Source organism: Bacteroides sp. GM023, from assembly GCF_014750685.1.
GTDB lineage: Bacteria > Bacteroidota > Bacteroidia > Bacteroidales > Bacteroidaceae > Bacteroides.
The window spans coordinates 286,896-309,981 of sequence record NZ_JAAXGE010000003.1 but is presented as its reverse complement, the minus strand read 5'-3'; the positions used below and the strand labels follow the sequence as shown (position 1 = coordinate 309,981).

At 43.9% G+C, this 23,086-nt stretch carries 20 protein-coding genes; 7 read left to right on the top strand and 13 right to left on the bottom strand.

The window, feature by feature from the left end; all coding sequences use genetic code 11:
• Positions 1–31: 31 nt before the first annotated feature.
• Positions 32–547, bottom strand: coding sequence for an outer membrane beta-barrel protein (locus tag HC965_RS07855; RefSeq protein ID WP_191030979.1), 516 nt, complete (start codon positions 545–547; stop codon positions 32–34).
• A 212-nt stretch (positions 548–759) separates the two neighbouring features.
• Positions 760–3,480, bottom strand: coding sequence for a pyruvate, phosphate dikinase (ppdK, locus tag HC965_RS07850; protein WP_191030978.1), 2,721 nt, complete (start codon positions 3,478–3,480; stop codon positions 760–762).
• 247 nt (positions 3,481–3,727) lie between these two features.
• On the opposite strand from ppdK, the gene rlmD reads away from it, so the two are divergent.
• Together rlmD and HC965_RS07840 are read left to right on the top strand one after the other, a co-directional pair.
• Positions 3,728–5,098: a 23S rRNA (uracil(1939)-C(5))-methyltransferase RlmD gene (rlmD, locus tag HC965_RS07845; RefSeq protein WP_223854806.1), complete on the top strand. Its 1,371-nt coding sequence runs from the start codon at positions 3,728–3,730 to the stop codon at positions 5,096–5,098.
• An 11-nt stretch (positions 5,099–5,109) separates the two neighbouring features.
• Positions 5,110–6,030 carry an RluA family pseudouridine synthase gene (locus HC965_RS07840; RefSeq protein ID WP_191030977.1) on the top strand — a complete coding sequence of 307 codons (921 nt, stop codon included), beginning with the start codon at positions 5,110–5,112 and terminating at the stop codon, positions 6,028–6,030.
• An 85-nt stretch (positions 6,031–6,115) separates the two neighbouring features.
• Here HC965_RS07840 and HC965_RS07835 read toward each other — a convergent pair whose 3' ends face one another.
• Positions 6,116–6,514: a hypothetical protein gene (locus HC965_RS07835; protein ID WP_191030976.1), complete on the bottom strand. Its 399-nt coding sequence runs from the start codon at positions 6,512–6,514 to the stop codon at positions 6,116–6,118.
• 207 nt (positions 6,515–6,721) lie between these two features.
• Here HC965_RS07835 and HC965_RS07830 point away from each other — a divergent pair, with 207 nt between their 5' ends.
• From HC965_RS07830 to HC965_RS07815, 4 genes are all read left to right on the top strand, one after another.
• Positions 6,722–8,356, top strand: coding sequence for a B12-binding domain-containing radical SAM protein (locus HC965_RS07830; protein WP_191030975.1), 1,635 nt, complete (start codon positions 6,722–6,724; stop codon positions 8,354–8,356).
• Positions 8,357–8,506: 150 nt separating this feature from the next.
• A complete protein-coding gene (locus HC965_RS07825) occupies positions 8,507–9,130 on the top strand; it encodes a DUF4858 domain-containing protein (protein ID WP_191030974.1) in 624 nt (207 codons plus the stop codon).
• 52 nt (positions 9,131–9,182) lie between these two features.
• Positions 9,183–10,037, top strand: coding sequence for a type I methionyl aminopeptidase (gene map / locus HC965_RS07820; protein WP_191030973.1), 855 nt, complete (start codon positions 9,183–9,185; stop codon positions 10,035–10,037).
• On the top strand, positions 10,037–11,275 hold the full coding sequence (locus HC965_RS07815) for a DNA recombination protein RmuC (protein ID WP_191030972.1): 1,239 nt from the start codon (positions 10,037–10,039) through the stop codon (positions 11,273–11,275). The genes map and HC965_RS07815 overlap by 1 nt, the downstream gene beginning before the upstream one ends.
• A gap of 163 nt (positions 11,276–11,438) precedes the next feature.
• Here the strand turns inward: HC965_RS07815 and nhaA are convergent, their stop codons facing one another.
• From nhaA to HC965_RS07790, 5 genes are all read right to left on the bottom strand, one after another.
• A complete protein-coding gene (nhaA, locus tag HC965_RS07810) occupies positions 11,439–12,758 on the bottom strand; it encodes a Na+/H+ antiporter NhaA (RefSeq protein ID WP_191030971.1) in 1,320 nt (439 codons plus the stop codon).
• A 45-nt stretch (positions 12,759–12,803) separates the two neighbouring features.
• Positions 12,804–13,982 (bottom strand): sodium:proton antiporter, encoded by a 1,179-nt coding sequence (locus HC965_RS07805; RefSeq protein ID WP_191030970.1) that lies wholly within the window; start codon positions 13,980–13,982, stop codon positions 12,804–12,806.
• A 140-nt stretch (positions 13,983–14,122) separates the two neighbouring features.
• Entirely contained in the window at positions 14,123–15,904 is a 1,782-nt protein-coding gene (gene lepA / locus HC965_RS07800) for a translation elongation factor 4 (RefSeq protein ID WP_191030969.1), read from the bottom strand.
• 127 nt (positions 15,905–16,031) lie between these two features.
• A complete protein-coding gene (locus HC965_RS07795; protein WP_191030968.1) occupies positions 16,032–16,232 on the bottom strand; it encodes a winged helix-turn-helix domain-containing protein in 201 nt (66 codons plus the stop codon).
• Positions 16,233–16,384: 152 nt separating this feature from the next.
• Positions 16,385–16,843 (bottom strand): C-GCAxxG-C-C family protein, encoded by a 459-nt coding sequence (locus HC965_RS07790; RefSeq protein WP_191030967.1) that lies wholly within the window; start codon positions 16,841–16,843, stop codon positions 16,385–16,387.
• 91 nt (positions 16,844–16,934) lie between these two features.
• On the opposite strand from HC965_RS07790, the gene HC965_RS07785 reads away from it, so the two are divergent.
• On the top strand, positions 16,935–17,201 hold the full coding sequence (locus HC965_RS07785) for a hypothetical protein (protein WP_191030966.1): 267 nt from the start codon (positions 16,935–16,937) through the stop codon (positions 17,199–17,201).
• 4 nt (positions 17,202–17,205) lie between these two features.
• Here the strand turns inward: HC965_RS07785 and HC965_RS07780 are convergent, their stop codons facing one another.
• From HC965_RS07780 to pheT, 5 genes are all read right to left on the bottom strand, one after another.
• Positions 17,206–17,970: an exodeoxyribonuclease III gene (locus HC965_RS07780; protein ID WP_191030965.1), complete on the bottom strand. Its 765-nt coding sequence runs from the start codon at positions 17,968–17,970 to the stop codon at positions 17,206–17,208.
• Between the two features lie 29 nt (positions 17,971–17,999).
• Entirely contained in the window at positions 18,000–19,253 is a 1,254-nt protein-coding gene (locus tag HC965_RS07775; RefSeq protein WP_191030964.1) for an Nramp family divalent metal transporter, read from the bottom strand.
• A 236-nt stretch (positions 19,254–19,489) separates the two neighbouring features.
• Positions 19,490–19,735, bottom strand: coding sequence for a TIGR03905 family TSCPD domain-containing protein (locus HC965_RS07770; protein WP_191030963.1), 246 nt, complete (start codon positions 19,733–19,735; stop codon positions 19,490–19,492).
• A 6-nt stretch (positions 19,736–19,741) separates the two neighbouring features.
• Entirely contained in the window at positions 19,742–20,482 is a 741-nt protein-coding gene (locus HC965_RS07765) for a YebC/PmpR family DNA-binding transcriptional regulator (RefSeq protein ID WP_191030962.1), read from the bottom strand.
• Positions 20,483–20,522: 40 nt separating this feature from the next.
• Positions 20,523–22,985 (bottom strand): phenylalanine--tRNA ligase subunit beta, encoded by a 2,463-nt coding sequence (pheT, locus tag HC965_RS07760; protein WP_191030961.1) that lies wholly within the window; start codon positions 22,983–22,985, stop codon positions 20,523–20,525.
• Between the last annotated feature and the right edge of the window lie 101 nt (positions 22,986–23,086).

Genomic DNA, 23,086 nt, shown 5'->3' with positions numbered 1-23,086 from the left:
CCCTTTCCTATTTTTTGTTCGGTTTTTCTTATCAGAATTCGTAGTGGAATCCAAATGACAAGTCTTCGCTACTCAGCTTAAGACCGAAAGAATCTCCTGAAGTATTTATGTTTCTACGGTAGCCCAAGAAGCCATATTTAGCAACAAAAGAGAAATGCTTGTTCAGTTTCACAGCAATACCCGGTCTGATACCGATCTGTCCTGCTTTGCTGGTATCACCATCTTTGACTTTCACAAAGCCGAGAGCAGCAGTTCCGTCCATAAACAGACGAACAGCACTGTTCTGATAATAAGACCAACGAACATACGGAGCTACAAATACTGCATTGGCAGTTGCACCTTCGTTATACTCATGTGAATAATTCAACTCGGCACCCAATGCCCATGTTTCATTAAAGTTATATCCGACTTCCGGAGCAACTTTAAATGATGTAGTGTTGCCTGTGCTGTTACGCCAAACGTTCAAAGATCCGCCTACGTAAATGTCTTGTGCTTTTACAGCGATAGCTACCAACATGATAACTACCAATAATAAACTCTTTTTCATCTTCTTTTTTTTAAAATTATACCATTAGACCCCATTTAGATCCGTTTCCGGGGTGCAAAAGTATAACCCTTTTTCCATTAAAACAACTTTTTAGTTAGTTTTTTATAAAATACACAACTTCGGTTTGTACAAAATAAAATAGACTGCAAATACTTTCACAAGTATCCACAGTCTATTTATCAGATAGTTAAGTACCTAACCAGCGTATTCAACTATCCCTCAATTGCTGCCTGCGCCGCTGCCAATCTTGCGATGGGCACGCGGAATGGAGAACAACTAACGTAGTTCAATCCTACTCTGTGGCAGAACTTCACTGAAGAAGGTTCACCACCATGTTCACCACAAATACCGCATTTCAAATCCGGGCGGATAGCACGGCCTTTTTCTGTTGCCATACGTACCAGTTGTCCCACACCATTTTGGTCGAGCACCTGGAACGGGTCTACTTTCAAAATCTTCTTTTCCAGATAAACAGGAAGGAAGGAAGCAATATCGTCACGAGAATAACCGAAGGTCATCTGCGTCAAGTCATTTGTACCGAATGAGAAGAATTCAGCAGAAGAAGCAATACGGTCGGCTGTCAAAGCTGCGCGCGGGATTTCAATCATTGTACCTACTTTGAAGTCAATGCTGTCTCCCAGCTCTTCGAACAACTTCGCTGCTTCTGTGCGGATCACGTTTTCCTGTTCCTTGAATTCATATAAGATACCGGTCAACGGAACCATGATTTCCGGATGTGTCTCCACTCCTTCTTTCTTCAATTCCAATGCAGCACCCAGGATAGCACGTGTCTGCATCTGTGTAATTTCAGGATATGTATTTCCCAAACGGCAACCACGGTGACCCAACATCGGGTTGTGCTCGCACAATGATTCTACACGTTGCTGGATATAATGCAGACTTACGCCCATTGTGTCCGCCATTTCCTGCTGTCCCTTCAAATCGTGAGGAACGAACTCATGCAAAGGAGGATCGAGCAGACGTACAGTCACCGGACAACCTGCCATTGCCTTGAAGATACCCTTAAAGTCAGCCTGCTGGTATGGAAGAATCTTAGCCAATGCTTTCCGACGTCCATCTGCATCTTCTGCCAGGATCATTTCACGCATTGCCTTAATCTTCTCACCTTCGAAGAACATATGTTCCGTACGGCAAAGGCCGATACCTATCGCACCGAAATTACGGGCTACTTCCGCATCATGCGGAGTATCCGCATTGGTACGTACTTGCAGACGGGTATATTTGTCAGCCAACGTCATCAATTCGGCAAAGTCACCGGAAAGTTCAGCAGCCTGTGTTTCCACCTTACCATTATATACGACACCCGTACTTCCGTTCAGAGAGATGTAATCGCCTTCTTTCAGCACTACACCCTCAATTTCTACCGTACGGCCTTTATAATCAATATTCAATGCACCTGCACCCGACACACAGCATTTACCCATACCACGGGCAACCACAGCAGCGTGAGAAGTCATACCGCCACGAGCTGTCAGGATACCTTCGGCAACTGCCATACCTGCCAGGTCTTCAGGAGAAGTTTCGATACGAACCATCACTACACGTTTTCCGGCAGCATGCCATTCAGCAGCATCGTCGGCGAAGAATACAATCTGACCGGTTGCAGCACCCGGAGAAGCCGGAAGGCCGCGAGTCAGAACTTTAGCTTTCTTTAAAGCCTCTTTATCAAATACAGGGTGAAGCAATTCGTCCAGCTTATTCGGTTCAACGCGCATTAAAGCAGTTTTCTCATCAATCATACCTTGATGAAGCAAATCCATAGCAATTTTCACCATGGCAGCACCCGTACGCTTACCGTTACGTGTCTGAAGGAACCAAAGTTTGCCTTCCTGTACGGTGAACTCCATGTCCTGCATATCTTTATAGTGATTTTCCAGTTTAGTCTGAAGCGCATCCAGTTCTTTGTAGATTTCCGGCATAGCTTCTTCCATAGAAGGATATTTTGCGGCGCGTTCTTCTTCGCTTACTCCGGCTAGTTGAGCCCAACGTTGAGAACCGATCTTAGTGATCTGTTGCGGAGTACGGATACCGGCTACCACGTCTTCACCTTGCGCGTTAATCAGGTATTCACCATTGAAAAGGTCTTCACCCGTACCGGCATCACGTGAGAAACAAACACCGGTTGCCGATGTTTCACCCATGTTACCAAATACCATTGCCTGTACGTTTACGGCTGTTCCCCATTCGTCAGGAATGCTTTCCATCTTACGGTAAAGGATAGCACGTTCATTCATCCATGAATCGAATACAGAGCAAACAGCTCCCCAAAGTTGTTCGTATGCGCAAGTCGGGAAATCTCTTCCTGTCTGTTCTTTTACGGCAGCCTTAAATTTCTTCACGAGTTCTTTCAGGTCTTCCACTTCCAACTCGTTGTCGAGTTTCACACCTTTCGATTCTTTCACCTCTTCGATGATGGCTTCGAACGGGTCAATATCTTCCTTATTAGTAGGTTTCATCCCCAAAACCACGTCACCGTACATCTGTACAAAACGACGGTAAGAATCCCATGCAAAGCGTGCGTTACCAGTCTTACGGATAATACCTTCCACAACTTCGTCATTCAGACCCAGGTTCAGGATTGTATCCATCATACCCGGCATAGATGCGCGGGCACCGGAACGTACAGACACCAACAGAGGGTTTTCAATGTCACCAAATTTTGATTTCATCAAGCCTTCTACATTAGAGATAGCTTGTACGACTTCATCTTTGAGCAACTCAACCACTTTGTCACGTCCTAACGTGTTGTATTCCGTACAAACATCTGTAGTTATTGTGAATCCGGGAGGGACTGGAATTCCGATTAAATTCATTTCTGCAAGATTGGCACCTTTACCACCTAGCAAATTCTTCATGTCAGCCTTTCCTTCTGCCTGACCATTACCAAAGGTATAAACTCTTTTTTTATCCATAATACTGTGTTTAAAGTTACATTATGATTATCTTCTGTTCGCAAATCTAAGGATATTTCGCAAACCAGAAAACTTTTTGCGAAAAAACTTTCTATCAAAATGCAATTTCGACATTACAATCTGGATTATTTCTACAGACACGAAAATTTTCCAAAAAAAATACCTACTTTTGCAGAGTAATTATTAGACTGGTGTAAAAGTGGCAAGAAAGAAAAAAGAGCTTCCCTTATTAGAGAAGGTAACAATCATGGATGTGGCTGCCGAAGGAAAAGCCATCGCAAAAGTAAACGACCTGGTAATTTTTGTCCCCTACGTAGTGCCGGGTGACGTCGTAGACCTTCAGATCAAGCGTAAAAAGAATAAATATGCCGAAGCAGAAGCGGTGAAGTTTCATGAACTATCGCCCAATCGCGCCGTTCCTTTCTGCCAACACTATGGTGTATGCGGCGGCTGCAAATGGCAAGTGCTCCCCTACGCGGAACAAATCAGATACAAGCAGCAGCAAGTGGAAGATAACCTGAAACGTATCGGGAAAATCGAGCTGCCTGAAATCTCTCCGATTCTTGGTTCGGCAAAAACAGAATGGTACAGAAATAAACTGGAGTTCACTTTTTCCAACAAACGTTGGTTGACAAACGAAGAAGTGCGCCAGGATGTGAAGTACGATCAGATGAATGCGGTAGGTTTCCATATTCCGGGTGCGTTCGACAAGGTGCTGGCCATCGAGAAATGCTGGTTGCAGGATGATATATCCAACCGTATCCGTAACGCGATACGTGATTATGCTTACGAGCATGATTATTCCTTTATCAATCTGCGCTCACAGGAAGGTATGCTGCGGAATATGATTATCCGCACTTCTTCGACAGGCGAATTGATGGTTATTGTGATTTGTAAGATTACGGAAGATCACGAAATGGACCTGTTCAAGCAACTGCTTCAGTTCATTGCCGATTCTTTCCCGGAAATAACGTCTCTGCTATACATTATTAATAATAAGTGCAACGATACAATCAACGATTTGGATGTGCACGTATTTAAAGGTAAGGATCACATCTTTGAGGAGATGGAAGGTCTGCGTTTCAAAGTCGGACCGAAATCGTTCTATCAGACTAACTCGGAACAGGCATACAATCTATATAAGATAGCCCGTAACTTTGCCGGGCTGACCGGAAATGAACTGGTGTACGACCTTTATACCGGAACGGGAACGATTGCCAACTTCGTTTCACGACAGGCACGCCAGGTGATTGGTATCGAATATGTACCGGAAGCCATTGAAGACGCAAAAGTAAACGCGGAAATCAATGATATTAAAAACGCTTTGTTCTATGCTGGTGACATGAAGGATATGCTGACACAGGATTTCATCAATCAGCACGGACGCCCGGATGTTATCATCACAGACCCACCTCGTGCAGGTATGCATCAGGATGTGGTGGACGTCATTTTATTCGCCGAACCTAAACGGATTGTTTATGTAAGCTGTAATCCTGCTACCCAGGCACGCGACTTGCAATTACTCGACGGCAAATATAAAGTGAAAGCTGTGCAACCGGTAGATATGTTCCCCCATACTCATCATGTGGAGAACGTAGTATTGCTAGAACTTCGATAAAAGAGAAAAGAATGGAAAAAAGACCGAGAAAGACGCTTGCAGAAAAAGCACGCGCCCAATATACAAACTATGCAGTCAAAGAGCCGATGGAACTCATGGATTTCTTGGCTGCTAAAATGCCGGATGCAAGTCGTACGAAACTGAAGGCTTTGTTGAGCAAACGAGTAGTGCTTGTAGACAATGTAATCACTACGCAATTTAATTTCCCGCTTCAGGCAGGAATGAAAGTGCAAATCAGCAAAGTAAAAGGAAAGAAAGAATTTAGCAACAGATTGCTGAAGATTGTGTATGAAGATGCCTATATTATCGTCATTGAAAAGACACAAGGACTCTTATCCGTCAATACGGAGCGTCAGAAGGAACGTACCGCTTACACTATTCTTAATGAATATGTGCAGCGTTCCGGTCGCCAATTCCGTGTATTCATCGTTCACCGCCTAGATAGAGATACTTCCGGTTTGATGATGTTTGCCAAAAATGAAAAGACACAGCAAATTTTGCGCGACAATTGGCAAGAGATAGTGACCGATCGTAGATATGTAGCTGTAGTCGAAGGAAATATGGAGAAGGATTATGATACGGTGGTATCCTGGTTGACAGACAAGACTTTGTATGTAAGTTCCAGCAAATATGACGATGGTGGTTCAAAATCAATCACACATTACAGGACGATCAAACGTGCGAACGGATATTCTTTATTGGAACTTGATTTGGAGACAGGCCGTAAGAATCAGATTCGTGTACATATGCAGGATTTAGGTCATCCGATTATCGGTGATGGAAGATACGGTGGAGAAAACTCTCCTAACCCTATCGGACGATTAGCCCTTCATGCTTTCAAACTTTGTTTTTATCATCCGGTGACGAGAGATTTGATGGAGTTTGAGACTCCTTATCCGGCAGATTTCAAGAAGTTGTTTTTGAAGAAATAAGCAAGTATACCTAATAAAAAAGGAGTTATATCAATTTGAATGTTGATATAACTCCTTTTCTTTTTAATCCTATTATCTTATTCTATTACTGCATTTGCAACTCTATATAATCAATATACCCACCGTCAAGATATAAATCCCCTTGCAGATAGCGTCCTCTGACACGAACACCTCTTATTTCACGTAATGCAAAATCACGTCCGTAATCGAGATACAGTGTTCCATAATCCACCCACCAGCGGAAAGGCAAATCGCCCGCAGGTCTACCATCATAATCATAAATCTGATAATCTATTCCCAATCCGTTATTATCTAAACGAATACCGCTTTCTATCGGATCTCTGTCAGAACCAAACCATAGGTCACCTACCCAGGTGCGCCCCATCAAGTCATCGTAAATATCTTCATCGTCTTCACACGAAGTAAAGCCAACCAATAAAGTCAGCATCATCAAGATACCTGCATATCTCTTAATCATTTTCATAATTATCTAGTTTTTTGCGTTTATTGATACAAATATATAATTTCGTTTTCACAAAAACAACCTCTTTCTTAAAACAAATAGATGAGACTCAAAGTTTTTGTTTTCTGCTGAAATATGAATTATGCACAAAATTAGCGTTTTTTATTCACTATAGGCAGCAAGCCATAAGTTTTTTGTACCTTTGCCACATAATATTAAAATTTTCACATGAAACTTCTTTGGCTTGATTTAAATAGTTCATACGCCCATTCATCTTTGGCATTACCCGCCCTACATGCACAAATAGCAAATGACATTACTATCGAATGGTGTATGGTTTCTGCAACAATCAATGAGAACATAGGTAACGTTGTCAAACAAATCTATCACCATCAACCGGACATCATTGCAGCCACCAATTGGTTATTTAATCACGAACAACTATTACATATTGTTTCACGTGCCAAAGCATTACTTCCCCAATCTTGTGTCGTACTTGGCGGTCCCGAGTTTTTGGGAGATAACGAAGACTTTTTATTAAAAAATAGATTTGTCAGCGGAGTATTCCGCGGCGAAGGCGAAGAAGTATTTCCTCAATGGCTTAAAGTATGGAATCACCCAAAGCAAGCATGGAAATCCGTAACCGGACTCTGCTACATTGATGAAACAAATCAATATCAGGATAACGGCATTGCCCGTGTCATGAATTTCTCACAACTCATCTCACCCGAAAAGAGTCGTTTCTTCAACTGGAGCAAGCCCTTTGTACAGCTTGAAACGACCCGCGGATGTTTCAACACTTGCGCTTTTTGTGTCAGTGGCGGTGAAAAGCCTGTCCGCACCATTCCTTTGGAAGCTATCTGTGAACGTCTGAACGATATTCACCAACATGGCATCAAAAATGTACGTGTGCTCGACCGCACCTTTAATTATAATAATAAGCGTGCCAAAGAATTACTCGACCTATTCCGCAACTATCCGGATATCTGTTTCCATCTTGAAATCCATCCGGCTCTCCTTTCCGAAGAACTTAAAAAAGAATTATCCGTTCTCCCTAAAGGTTTATTACACCTGGAAGCCGGCATTCAGAGCTTAAAAGAGTCTGTCCTGCAACAAAGCCGGCGCATCGGAAAATTATCCGATGCCCTTGAAGGATTAAAATATCTCTGCTCTCTGAAAAACATGGAGACGCATGCCGACCTGATAGCAGGACTCCCACTCTATCACTTATCCGAGATATTCGAAGATGTCCACACCTTGGCAGAATATGGCGCAGGAGAAATCCAACTGGAATCTCTGAAGTTACTTCCCGGCACTGAAATGCGAAGAAGAGCAGAAGAACTAGGCATCCAATACTCGCCACTCCCACCGTACGAAGTACTGCAAACCCGTGAAATATCAGTAGATGAGTTACAGACAGCACATTATCTGTCCCGCCTTTTAGACGGATTCTACAATACTCCTACCTGGCAAAGCATTACCCGGACACTAATTTTGGAGAATCCTTCTTTCTTACATGAATTCCTCAACCATTTGGTGCAAACAGATGTCATCGACACTCCTTTAAGTTTAGAAAGAAGAGGATTGATTCTATACGATTTTTGTAAAAAACAATACCCCGATTACCCGACGCAAGTCAGCATCGCATGGATAGAAGCAGGAATGTCGCTGAAGAAAGCCCCTGCCGAAAGAGTTAGAACCAAACGGCAAGTCCCTCCCGAAAGTTGGGAAGTTATATACGGTTCATACCGTGAGAACCTACGTTTATGCTTTCTTCCCACTGACGAAGAAGGCCATGGTTACTGGTTTGGTTTTGAATCGGAGATTCAGAAAATACAACCCGTATTTAAAGCTACAACTTAATAAAAGCCACCCTCAAAACAGAAAAACTGTCCAAATAAAAAAAGAAAAGTATTCCCATATTTTGTGAAATAATTCCTATTCACATATCATTCAAAGCAGCATTTCCTATTTTCCACCGTCCATACAGTAAACTTTACTAGCACGCACAGTATGGATACCCGAAAATATCAGTTGATGATTCTCTGCCTATCATTACTCCCTTTATCCGCAGCAGGACAAGAATGGAGTAAACAGGACTCATTGAGATTACAACAAATACTAAACTCTGAACAGGAAATTAAAATAAATAGACAGCTCATTGAAAACACAGAGCAGAACATATATCCCAAAAAGTCATTTATGGATTTTGACCTGACATTACCAACTATAAAAAAATCTGCCATCTTTTCAAAACCATCCATTAATACCTATAATATACTCCACAAGTCTGCCTCTACCTTTTTACCGACTTATTCTTTAATGAGAATAAATAAAAATCTCATTTTACATAGCAAAAGTAACTTTGCAGAAAATCCCAACAACTTCCATATCCAAACTCTTATTGAATATAAGTTCTCTAAAAAATGGTCGCTCAATATATATGGTACGCAAAACCTCGATACCCGAAAACACCGGGGACTCCCTTCCGAAGTAGAACCCACCCAACTAGGTAGCAATGTTGTACTGAAAATAAATAAAAACTGGAAAATCAAAACCGGTATGCAATATCAATACAATGCCCTGCGAAAAAGATGGGAATGGATACCTCAAGTTAGTGTTTCATATGAATGGTAAATTCCATTAATTCTCGTACCTTTGTTGTACGATTAAAAAACATCTTATAATAATGAAGAATTTTATCAAGGGATTCCGGTTCACCCCCTCCAATTATCCGGCAGCAGTAGAAGAGAAAATACAAAAATACAGAAAGCAAGGTTATAAACTCCCTCCACGCAAAGTGCTTCGTACGCCTGAGCAACTGGAAGGGATTCGTGAAAGTGCCAAAATCAATACAGCATTGTTGGATTATATCTCGGAGAATATTCGTGAAGGAATGTCTACTGAAGAGATTGATGTAATGGTGTATGATTTCACTACCGGTCACGGAGCTATCCCCGCCCCGCTCAATTATGAAGGATTTCCCAAAAGCGTTTGTACAAGTATCAATGATGTAGTGTGTCACGGGATACCGAACAAAAACGAAATCCTTAAAAGCGGTGACATTATCAATGTGGATGTTTCTACGATTTACAATGGCTATTTCTCCGATGCATCCCGCATGTTTATGATTGGCGAAGTAAGTCCCGAAATGCAAAAGTTGGTTCGGGTAACCAAAGAATGCATGGAAATAGGAATTGCTGCGGCACAGCCCTGGAAACAACTGGGCGATGTCGGTGCAGCGATTCAGGAACATGCCGAAAAGAATGGATATAGCGTTGTCCGTGACCTTTGCGGACACGGTGTGGGGATGAAGTTCCATGAAGAGCCGGATGTAGAACACTTCGGACGCCGCGGCACAGGGATGATGATCGTACCCGGTATGACCTTTACCATCGAGCCGATGATAAACATGGGAACCTACGAAGTATTTATAGACGAAGCCGACGGATGGACAGTCTGCACTGACGACGGACTTCCCTCGGCCCAATGGGAAAATATGATTCTGATTACTGAAACCGGAAACGAAATTCTAACCTATTGATGGAACTGATTCTACTTATTGTAATTGCCGTATTAGTGATAGTCCTACTGGTATTATCACTGACAAAAGGCAACAATCAAACTCAAGCGGAACAATTACAGATAGCTTTGCGCCAGCAGATGCAGGAGAACCGGGAAGAACTGAACCGCAGCATCCGGGAGCTTCGCATGGAAATGACGCAAACGCTCAATCAGAATATGCAGCAACTCCAGGATGTCCTGCATAAAAACATGATGACCAGCGGAGAGTTACAACGCCAGAAATTCGACACGATGGCACGCCAACAGGAAGCACTGATGAAATCTACCGAGAAACGCCTGGACGATATGCGCCTGATGGTAGAAGAAAAGCTGCAAAAGACACTGAACGAACGAATTGGCCAGTCGTTTGAAATCGTCCGTTCACAGCTTGAGAACGTACAAAAAGGACTCGGAGAAATGAAATCCCTGGCACAGGACGTCGGCGGACTGAAAAAAGTATTGAGCAACGTAAAAATGCGGGGAACATTCGGTGAAGTACAACTCGGAGCATTACTCGAACAGATGATGAGCCCCGAACAGTATGACGCTAACGTTAAAACGAAAAAGAGCGGAACCGAATTCGTTGAATTTGCCATCAAACTTCCGGGAAAAGACGATGCCAATAGCACCGTTTACCTTCCGATTGATGCCAAATTCCCGAAAGACATATACGAGCAATATTACGATGCCTTCGAAGCAGGAGATGCCGCACTGATGGAATCATCCGGCAAGCAACTGGAAAACACAATCAAGAAGATGGCAAAAGACATCCATGACAAATATGTAGATCCACCTTTTACCACTGATTTCGCCATTATGTTTTTGCCTTTCGAGAGCATTTATGCGGAAGTAATCCGAAGGACAAGCCTTGTAGAAACACTTCAAAAGGAATATAAGATTGTAGTGACCGGGCCAACAACGCTGGGCGCTATTCTGAATAGTCTGCAGATGGGATTCCGTACTCTTGCCATTCAAAAACGTACCGGAGAAGTATGGACGGTGTTAGGAGCTGTCAAAACAGAATTCGGAAAATTCGGCGGATTACTTGAAAAAGTACAGAAGAACCTGCAAAGTGCCGGAGACCAACTGGAAGAAGTGATGGGAAAACGGACACGTGCCATCGAACGGAAACTGCGGCAAGTGGAACAGTTACCTCATGAAGAAAGTCAGAAGATTCTGCCGATTGACGGAATAGATGATGAACTTACAGATGAATGACGAGAATAACGTCAAAACAACCTCATTCATTCCGGTTTCAGAAACGAAAGCTTATATAATAAATTAGGCACGGATTACACGGATTTCACGGTTTTTAGAATGATGAATACGAAAACAACCACGTAAATCCATGTAATCCGTGCCTAACAATCTGTTACTTTTATCAATATCCCTGCCCTTTGACAAGCACCAGCCGAAGCAGAAGATATCCCAATAATCCGGAAAGTATAGAGCCTGACAATACACCGAACTTAGCCTGATTCAACAATAGCGGATAATCAGCACCGAAAGAAAGGTTCGCAATGAACAGCGAAACGGTAAAACCAATACCGCCCAATAAGGCAACGCCCGCAAGATTCATCCAATTCATCCCCAATGGCCTGGGAGTCAATTTAATTCTGATAGCCAACCAAGTAAACAAATAAATACCGATGAATTTTCCCAGCAATAATCCGGCTGCCACCGCAATGCCCACACTGCCGACCAACTCACCGCCACCACCAAGCACCACCCCCGCATTAACAAAAGCAAAAAGCGGCAGAATCAGATAATTGACAGCTCCATGCAGATTATCCTCCAATGACTGCAACGGACTAATCACACGGTCGGAAGCCGACTCCACCTCTTTCAGCTTAGAAATCTGCTCATTGGTCAACACAATACTTCCCGATTCCATTGTCGGGAAACCGGCTATTGTATGACGGATATGTTCAATATACTTCCCAACATTCAGACGGGGTTTCGCAGGAATCACAAAAGCCAGAATAACCCCTGAAATCGTACTATGAATACCCGATTGCAAGAATAGATACCAAATAACGATACCAATCACCAAAATGAAGATTTTATTTGTCGCTCCCCATTTTCCAACAAAGTAAAGCAAAACATAAAGTAACGCAGCCACTACAAGATAACCATAAGATACATGCGAACTATAAAAGATAGCGATAATCAGGATACCGCCAATATCATCAACAACCGCAAAAGCCGTCAGAAAGATTTTCAAACTTATCGGAACACGTTTGCCTAACAAACTCAACACTCCCAATGAAAAAGCAATATCCGTCGCCATCGGAATGGCAAGTCCCCGTCCACCGTCACTACCCGGCGGGCAAAACAGCATATAGATCAGCACCGGAAACACCATACCGCCGCAAGCAGCGATAAAAGGCAATGACGCTTTGCGGAAAGAAGAAAGTTCACCAACCAATAACTCCCGTTTGATCTCCAGTCCCACCATCAGGAAGAAAATCGTCATCAAACCATCATTGATAAACTCAATCATCCGTAGATTTTCCCCACCATGCGAAAGTAAATTAAAGCTACCAATCTGCAAATGAAGCTCATGAGACAGAAATTCCTGATAAACCGGAGCAACTGAAGAATTAGCAATAACAGCGGCGGAAATTGCAGCCAAAAACAGAAGGATGCTCGCCGTGATATTCATCGACGAGAAGTTTCGCATGGTCCGTAAGATCGTCATAAGAAAATGCTTTATAGTATTAAAGTCGGCAATATACGGATTTTTCTATTCAGTATAGCTCCTTAATGCCAGGTTTTTCACCCAAAGCACAAAGATTCCTGTCAAAATCAGGTTCAACACCAAAGTCAGCACAGAAATCACCAACGCAGGGCCGCCCAAATTGTATCCCAATGCAATGAAGATAATTCCGGCGCCCACTTCCCCACGGGTAAACATACCGATGGAAAGAGCCAGCCGTTCACTCAATTTCCGGTCACGATAAAAGAACATCGGGCAGAGTTTTCCTACATTCGACAACAAAGAGACAATCACCACATGGAACATAATCATTCCCCAAGACATCATCTCCTGCGAACCCGTTACAGAATGTGTACCGGCATGAGTCTCCGCAAAGTTCACCCCGATAAAATGAGGCATACTCATCCCCACCAGGAACATAAACAAGAAAGAAATTCCGGTTGACATTTTTCGCTCCACGGGCGTATCATGCTCCCTATGTTTCATAATCATACCCAAGACAAAAGCCGGCAACAGCACTTCAATATGGATACTCCCCTCTTCTCCATACAACTCCTTGCTGCCCAAATAAAGAATCTGCGTGGCCAGGAATATAATAACCGAATAAAAGAGAATAGCCTTCCAGTCCTGGCGCCAGTCATATTTATTCAACTTCTGCCAGCCGATAGCCAACAACATAAACACGACCACCACCACAATAATCAATTGCCAGCGCAATCCGATCATCATTATCTGAAGAGGAATCATCAGGATAATCGTATCCAAATCATCAAAGATAGCCAACACCTGGATCTTCTTATAAATCCAACTGGACTTCAGCCCGATAGCAGCCAACATCGTAAATAAGATACCCGCCGATGTCGGCGCCGCAAAACGGCTCAACAACAGATTCTCCTTCCACGCTTCCCAACTATTCCAATAATCGGGCGGCAACAATATAAACACATAATAAATGGCAATCATAAACCACGGCAGAGCTGCCGTCGCCATCGCTATGAAGTAATCTTCCGCATAGCTTTTCCACCGGACCTTATCGAGCACGAACTCCCGGCCTACATTAATCATTATAAAACTAAGACATACATAAAGCAGTACATTCGAAATGGATTTAACGGCTCCATAGCCTTGCCCTGCCAGTACCGGCAGGAATTGTGAAATAATGAGCCCCAACATAAGGAAGCCCGAAAAAGACAGAACTTTTCTCATATTTTTAGTCGTTTGTTTTTTAAAAGTGATTGCCAAGGAAAGCTCTGCGGACAGAAGGCAGTCACCCTGGTGTATTAAAAAACTAACCGCAAGTCAATTTGTTCAGATATATCTCTGAAAAAATTGCTTGCGGCTTTATTTTAATCCAGCTTCAGTACAGCGAGGAAGGCTTTTTGAGGAACCTCCACGTTACCGATTTGTTTCATTCGTTTTTTACCTTTTTTCTGCTTTTCAAGCAGCTTACGCTTACGGCTGACGTCACCACCGTAACATTTTGCAGTCACATCCTTACGAACTGCCTTAATCGTTTCACGGGAAATAATCTTCGCACCGATAGCCGCCTGAATGGCAATATCAAACTGCTGGCGGGGAATCAGCTCCTTCAACTTCTCACACATCCGTCTGCCCATGTCATAGGCATTGTCAATATGCGTCAACGTAGAAAGAGCGTCCACAGGTTCGCCGTTCAGCAGAATGTCGAGCTTCACCAACTTGGAAGTGCGGAAACCGTTCGGATGATAATCAAACGAAGCATACCCTTTGGAGATACTCTTCAGCTTATCATAAAAGTCAATCACAATCTCACCCAAAGGTATATTATAATATATCTCCACACGATTGCCGGAAATATACTCCTGCTTGATAAGTTCACCCCGTTTACCCAGACAAAGCGTCATGATAGGGCCTATATAATCGGTCGTCGTAATGATGGAAGACTTGATATACGGTTCCTCGATATGATCTATCATAGTCGGATCGGGCATACCGCCCGGATTGTGCACCTCCTTCATATTCCCCTGCTTGTCAAAGATATGATAGGATACATTCGGCACCGTAGTAATCACATTCATGTCAAACTCACGATCCAACCGTTCCTGCACAATCTCCATATGAAGCAATCCGAGGAAACCACAACGGAAACCAAAGCCCAAAGCCAACGAAGATTCCGGCTGGAATGTCAAGGAAGCATCATTCAGTTGCAGCTTCTCCAAAGAAGCCCGAAGATCCTCGAAATCTTCCGCCTCAATCGGGTAAACTCCCGCAAACACCATCGGCTTCACTTCCTCAAAACCGGCAATAGCCTTGTCGCACGGACGGGCAATATGGGTAATGGTATCTCCCACTTTCACTTCCTTGGAAGTCTTGATACCGGAAATAATATATCCTACATCTCCCGTACGAAGCTCGTTACGAGGAACCAAATCCATTTTCAGCACCCCTACCTCATCGGCATCATATTCTTTCCCCGTATTGAAGAACTTCACCTTATCACCCTTGCGGATAACACCATTCTCAATCTTGAAATAAGCGATAATTCCACGAAAAGAGTTGAACACAGAGTCGAAAATCAACGCCTGCAACGGAGCATCGTCATCACCCTCGGGATGAGGGATACGTTCGATAACAGCCGCAAGAATTTCTTCCACGCCCATACCGGTTTTACCTGACGCACGGATCACCTCCTCGCGCTTACAGCCCAGCAGTTCCACGATCTCATCTTCCACCTCATCCGGGTTGGCACTCACCATATCACATTTATTGATAACCGGAATAATTTCAAGATCGTGCTCGATAGCCATATACAAGTTGGAAATGGTCTGTGCCTGTACGCCCTGCGACGCATCGACAATCAGCAATGCACCTTCACAAGCCGCAATGGAACGGGACACCTCGTACGAGAAATCCACGTGTCCCGGAGTGTCGATCAGGTTAAGGACATACTTCTCGCCCTTGTAGGTATATTCCATCTGAATAGCGTGGCTCTTGATGGTAATCCCTCTCTCCTTCTCCAGGTCCATATTGTCAAGCATCTGCCCCGAAGTCACCTGAATAGTCTTGGTAAACTCCAGCAAACGGTCAGCGAGCGTCGACTTACCGTGGTCAATATGAGCAATAATACAAAAATTGCGTATATTCTTCATTCGAATTCTTATTATTTTATCTTTTTGGTGTGCAAAGATACGTAAATGGCGGAATAAAAAAAAATGCGTTGATAACATTCTGACAATGTACCAACGCATTTTTTTATTGCTTAAGTGAGTAACTCGCTTAGATCAATTTGATGAAGAGTTCACCTTCAACTTCTTCCACAGAGACTTTGTCTTCTCTCAATAACCAGCCAAGTCCGAGGAACAGATCTTTGTCAACCAACTTAGTAGCTTTCTTCAGTTGCTTGGCAGTCATTCCTTCTGTTTCATTCAGTGCACTCCAGATAGTTCCTGCGATTACACCAGCTTTTTCTTTCAACATTTGCTTTGAAATTTTAGTTAGACATGCTTTAAATCATCCGGTCCTAAAGACTTTCAGATTTTATTTCGGGGACAAAGATAGTTATTTTTATGTTATATAACACTTTATTGAATGTTTTTTTATTGATTTTGTAATAAAAAAGCATTTTTCCCTCATTTAGGATGATTTTCGAGGTATTCTGACCAAATTCTTGCCGCTTCTTCCACCATTTTTGCACAAGGGCGCTTGCTATAATATTGAGCATTACGCTCTTCCGGAACGGTGGAAACCGTCTCTTTTTTCTTTAATCCCAACAATTCACCGCAAATCAGCGAGCCATTGCGTTTCTTGAACTCCGCCGCCAGTTCCTGCACTACCGCATAATTAGCAGCCTTGCCTTCCCGGTCGGTTGCTTCCGTCGCCCCTGTTTCCAGTCCTGCAACCAGGAACATGCCGCAGGCCGCTCCGCAAGTTTCACGCATCCGTCCTATCCCTCCACCGAAGGACGCACCCATGCGCAAAGCCTGTTCCTGTGTGAATCCATACATATCCGCAAAGGCAGCCACTACCGACTGCGAACAATTATATCCGCTCTTAAAAAGCTCTACCGCTTTTTCTACTCTATCTTCCATCTATTTTTCGCTTTTTATTTTCATGCAAAAATATAAAAAAGTATCTTTGTTATCGGATATTATACAAAGATTTAAATCTAAAATTAAGAGTATGGGCAAATCAACACCCTATAAAGAGTCAACGGCCATTGCCATCCAGGCGATGATGAGCGCCGCCCGTAAGGACGAATACGCTGACGGAAAAAGAAGGATCAACTTCCCCCAAAAGAAAAAGAAGCGGGAAGTCACCCTTAAGGACATACGCGAATGGAACAAAAGGAGGGTTTACAAAGAAGATGCCGGCATCACAGTGAATGCGATGATGGCATCCGCCATCAAAGACCCGTATGTAGACCTCAATCCACCCTCCAAGTTCTAAAAGCTTAACGTTCGATTTCCAGCACCATCGGACAATGATCGGAATGCACAGCATCATTCAGAATCTGTGCACTCTTCAGCAAAGGACGTACCGGCTCGCTCGTCATGCAGTAATCTATCCGCCAACCCTTATTCTTGGCACGCGAATTAAAACGGTAACTCCACCACGTATATTCCTGCTTTTCGGGATAAAGCAACCGGAAAGAATCAATAAATCCCGCAGAAAGGAAACGGGTCATCCATTCCCGTTCTTCAGGAAGGAAACCACTGTTCTTCGCATTTCTCACAGGATCGTGAATATCAATCGGTTCATGGCAAATATTATAATCCCCGCACAGAATCAGGTTCGGACGGGTTTTCCGCAACTCCGTCACATAGTTCTGAAAATCTTCCAGCCACACCATCTTAAATGCCTGGCGTTCATCCCCGCTCGTTCCCGAAGGATGATACACACTGACTACCGACAAATCTCCGAAGTCAGCACGGATAAAACGACCTTCATAATCATAGGCTTCCATTCCCATCCCATATTCCACATGATCCGGTTCCTGCTTGGTAAGTATCGCCACTCCGCTATACCCTTTCTTCTGTGCAGAATACAAATAAGACTTGTACCCCAGTGCTTCAAACACCTCTGCCGGATATTGATCCGGTTGTAGTTTTGTCTCTTGCAGACAAAGAACATCGGGATTCTCCTGCGCCAACCATTCCGCGAAACCCTTGGAAACAGCAGCACGCAGCCCGTTCACGTTATAAGTAATAATCTTCATTGTCACATATTTATTAATTCATGTTCATTTTATGAGAATAACAGCATGATATTCAGCACCGACACGATGATGGCAATGGTGTACAGCACAAACGTACTCCAACGGCTGTTCACATAATCTCCCATCACTTTTCGTGAAGAAGTCAGCCCCACCTGCAAGAACACCGTGAAGGGTAACTGGATACTAAGTATCATTTGCGAAATAATCAATCCCTTGAAAGGATCTCCAATAAAGAAAATCAGTAGCAAGGCAATACCCAAAGACAGAAGAACCCCGACTTGCGAGTGGCTGTCCTTGATATGATACGATTCACCGAAAATACCTGCGAAGATAGAACCTGCCGCCATCCCGCTTGTGATAGTCGACGAAATTCCCGCCATCAACAGCGCCAACGCAAATACAATGGCGGCATTGCTTCCCAATAACGGTTCGAGCAGCGATTTCGCCTGCTGCAATTCTTCTACCTGGATACCGCTCTTGAAGAACGTAGCGGCAGCCAGCAGAATCATCGCACTGTTAATCGCCCAGCCGACAATCATCGAAAACAGCGTATCGAACAACTCATATTTCAACACCTTCTTGATGGACGCATCGTCTTTCTTATTATACTCGTGGCTCTGTATCACCTCCGAATGAAGGAACAGATTATGCGGCATCACTACCGCGCCCAATACACTCATGATAATCAGCATACTTCCTTTCGGAAAAGCCGGAGTCACCCACCCCGCTGCCGCCGCCGGCCAGTCTATCTCCACGAGGAACAACTCGTAAATAAACGAAAGCCCGATCACGGAAACGAACGCAATAATGGAACGCTCTATTTTTTTATAAGAATTGGTGAAAAGCATGATAGAGACAAAAACGGTCGTCAATATAGCCCCCCATATGATAGGCATATCAAACAGCATTTCCAACGCAATGGCACCACCCAGAATCTCCGCCAGCGAAGTAGAGATGGAAGCCAGCACCGCCGTGCCTAATATCGGACGGGATACCCATTTTGGAGTATATTTAGTGGCTGCTTCCGAGAGGCAAAGTCCGGTGACAATCCCCAAGTGAGCAACGTTGTGCTGAAGAACGATCAGCATAATAGTGGACAAGGTAACCACCCAAAGTAATGAATACCCGAATTCGGAACCGGCAGCGAAATTAGACGCCCAGTTTCCCGGATCAATAAACCCGACAGTTACCAAAAGTCCCGGGCCGATGTATCTGAAAACATCCAGTCCGCCCAAATAACGTTTATGATCTTTGCGTTTTAAGTCTTGAAAAATATTCTTCATTTTTGCATAATAGTTTATCCAGTACAAATATACTTATAAATAACGACTGAAGCTCTATTTTGGTTCAAAATACCAACAAGTAAGTAAATAAGATTCAGGCACGGATTCCACAAATTTCACGGTTCAAAATCAATCAAAACCGTGTTATCTGTGTAATCCGTGCCTAAATAAAAATCAAAAGGGAGTTTTTTGCCACTCCCTTCCGATATAACTATAAAAAAGGGAAATGTCTACTATTAATATCCCATCTCGTGCAATGCACGACATAACTGGTCGGGACAAGATGTCGGTCTGCCACTGCAACGCACTCCTTCGAGCCTGGTTATCACCTCTTCCACTTTCATCCCTTTTACCAAGCGTGAAAGCCCTTGCAGATTACCGTTACATCCACCCCAAAAGGCCACTTCCTTCACCACTCCATCTTCCACATTCAGTTCGATGTTCGTGCTGCAAGTACCTTTTGTCCTATACACATACTCCATGACCGTTTATTCTTCTTCGCCTTCTTCGGGTTGCATATTGGTATAAACAGTCTGCACGTCGTCAAATTCTTCCAGACGTTCGATCATCTTATCCAGAGTTTCACGCTGTTCGGAAGTCACCTCTTTCAAGTCGTTCGGGATGTAAGTGAAGTCTCCACCGACATCTTCGAAACCACATTCTTCCAAGTGCTTCTGAATAGCGGCATAACTTTTGGGATCACCGTAGATAGTGATTGTTCCTTCTTCGTCATCCTCTTCGTATTCATCTTCCACATCATAGTCGATCAGGTCGAGAATCAGTTCTTCCATATCCAGTCCGTCTTTCTTCTTGAAAGTGAACATACATTTGTGGTCGAAAAGGAATGCCAGGGAACCCATTGTACCCAGGTTACCGCCGAATTTGTTGAATACCGAACGAACGTCAGCCACCGTACGGGTAGTATTGTCTGTCAATGTGTCCACAAAGACAGCAATTCCATGCGGGCCGTATCCTTCGTAAGTCATGCTCTTGTAGTCGCTCTGGTCTTTACCCATCGCGTTCTTGATAGCACGTTCGATATTATCCTTCGGCATATTCTCACGCTTACAAGTAGCGATCACCGAACGCAGTGTCGGGTTATTCTCAGGCTCCGGACCGCCCGCCTTCACAGCGATAGCGATTTGCTTACCCAGTCTTGTAAATGTTTTAGCCATGTGACCCCATCTTTTCAGCTTGGTGGCCTTTCTATATTCAAATGCTCTTCCCATTGGTTTGTATATTTTAGATTGAAATTTTTAGTTTATCTGACTATCTAAGTTTCGCACCCAGCTTATCTTCCAGGTTCTTCACCAGTTTCGACATAATCTTGTCAATCATCTTGTCATTCAATGTCTGGTTCTCGTCCTGAAGCAGGAAGCTGACAGCATACGACTTCTTGCCCGCTTCAAGATTCTTACCCTCGTACACGTCGAAGAGTTCCACTTCTTTCAGCAATTTCTTCTCCGTATCGTAAGCGATCTTTTCGATTTCGGCAAATTGTATGTTCTTGTCAAGCAACAAAGCCAAGTCACGCTTCACAGCCGGGAACTTGGAAATTTCCTTGTAGCTGATCTTCACGGAACGGATAGCCTTCATCAGTTCTTTCCAGTTCAGGTCGGCGAAATACACTTCATTATCAATATCGAATGCTTTCAGCAATTTCTTAGTCACTACACCGAAAGACGCAAGACGCTTGCCACCCTTCGTATTCACAGAAAGCGCAGCAGCAAAAACATCATCGGTCAGGTTACCTACAACCAAATTATGCAGGTCCAGTCCCAGACGTTTCAGGATATTCTCCACATAAGCCTTCAGCTCATATACAGAACTATCTTCGTCAGCGTGTGCCCATGAGTTGGAAACCTTCTTGCCGGTCACCCATAAGCCCAGGTGATAATCTTCTGTGTAAGGAGCCAATACCTTTTCCGGGTTCTTCTTGTCTCCGTCGAAATAATAGCAATTACCGAATTCGAAGAATTTCAGGTCGGCATTCTTGCGGTTCGCGTTATGAGCGATACTTTCCAGTCCGCCGAACAACAAAGTCTGGCGCATAGCATTCAAATCCGCGCTCAACGGGTTCAACAACATCACCAGATGATTGGACGGATACGTCTCCAACCCATCATAGTAAGCGGCACGGGTCAACGAGTTATTCAATATTTCATTGAATCCGCAGCCAACCAACTGTTCGGCAATCAGATTCTGCAATTTATTTGATTTGTCATGCTCACCCTTCGTAGTCAGGCTCGACTTCAGTGTAGACGGAATCTCCACATTATTATATCCGTAGATACGGAGAATATCCTCAATCACGTCACAGTCGCGCTGCACATCCACCCGGTAAGGCGGAACAGCCAATGTCAGACCTTCAGCCGTTTCATTGGTGATTTTCATTTCCAAGCTGGTTACAATACTCTTGATGGTCTCTACCGGAATCACCTTGCCTATCAGTGAATTGACTTTGTCATAAGCCAGGTCTACGATGAAATCCTGCGCAGGAGTAGTATATACATCCTTAATATCAGAAGAAATCGTACCGCCAGCCAGTTCTTTCACCATCATGGCAGCCAGTTTCAGGCAATAAATCACGCTGTTCGGGTCGATACCACGCTCGAAACGGAAAGAAGCATCCGTATTCAGACCGTGACGGCGTGCCGTCTTACGCACCCATGTAGGATGGAAGTAAGCACTTTCGATGAATACATCCGTCGTAGCCTCCGTAGAACCGGAATCCAGTCCACCGAATACACCGGCAATACACATGCCTTCCTCCTTATTGCAGATCATCAGGTCGCGTTCGTTCAATTTACGTTCCACTTCATCCAATGTGACAAACGGAGTTCCTTCGGGCATTGTCTTTACAATCACCTCATTGCCTTTTATCTTGGCAGCATCGAAGCAGTGCAAAGGCTGACCGAAAGCATGAACGATATAATTGGTAATATCCACTACATTATTAATAGGACGCACACCTATCAGTCGCAGTTTGTTCTGCAACCATTCCGGGCTTTCCTTCACCGTCACCCCTTTCACGGTAACTCCGGCATAATGCGGACAAGCCTCGCTGTTTTCAACCTTCACTTCAATATTCAAGTCATGGTTTTCCACTTTGAAGTCATCCACCGACGGGCGTTGCAAAGTGGCCTGCTTGCCGTTCTGAATCAGATAGGCATACAAGTCACGGGCTACTCCATAGTGTGAACAGGCATCCGCGCGGTTGGGCGTGATGTCCACTTCAAGCACATAGTCGCTCTTGATATTATAATAATCCTTGGCGAGCGTACCCGGAACAGCAGTTTCCGGCAATACGATGATGCCCGCATGATCCGTACCAAGACCAATTTCGTCCTCAGCACAAATCATACCGGTAGATTCCACCCCACGGATTTTTGATTTCTTGATGGTAAAACATTCGTCACCGTCATAGAGTTTTGTTCCCAAAGTAGCTACCACCACTTTTTGTCCGGCAGCCACATTCGGAGCACCACAAACGATCTGCACCGGATCGCCTTCTCCCAGATTGACAGTAGTAATATGCAAATGGTCGGAATTCGGGTGTTCCACGCAAGTCAGCACTTCGCCGATCACAAGACCTTCCAAACCACCTTTAATGGTTTGCACTTCTTCCACACCACCTGTTTCCAAGCCGATAGAAGTCAACGCAGCCGCCGTTTCTTCGGGCGTCAAATCGAAGTTGACATACTCTTTCAGCCAGTTGTAAGAGATATTCATATCATTATTTTTTTATTGTTTCTCAAAAAGATTTGCAAAGTTAATAAGATTTTTCGGTTGACCGAAAAGGATTCAAAAGAAAATTGAAAGTTCAAAGACCA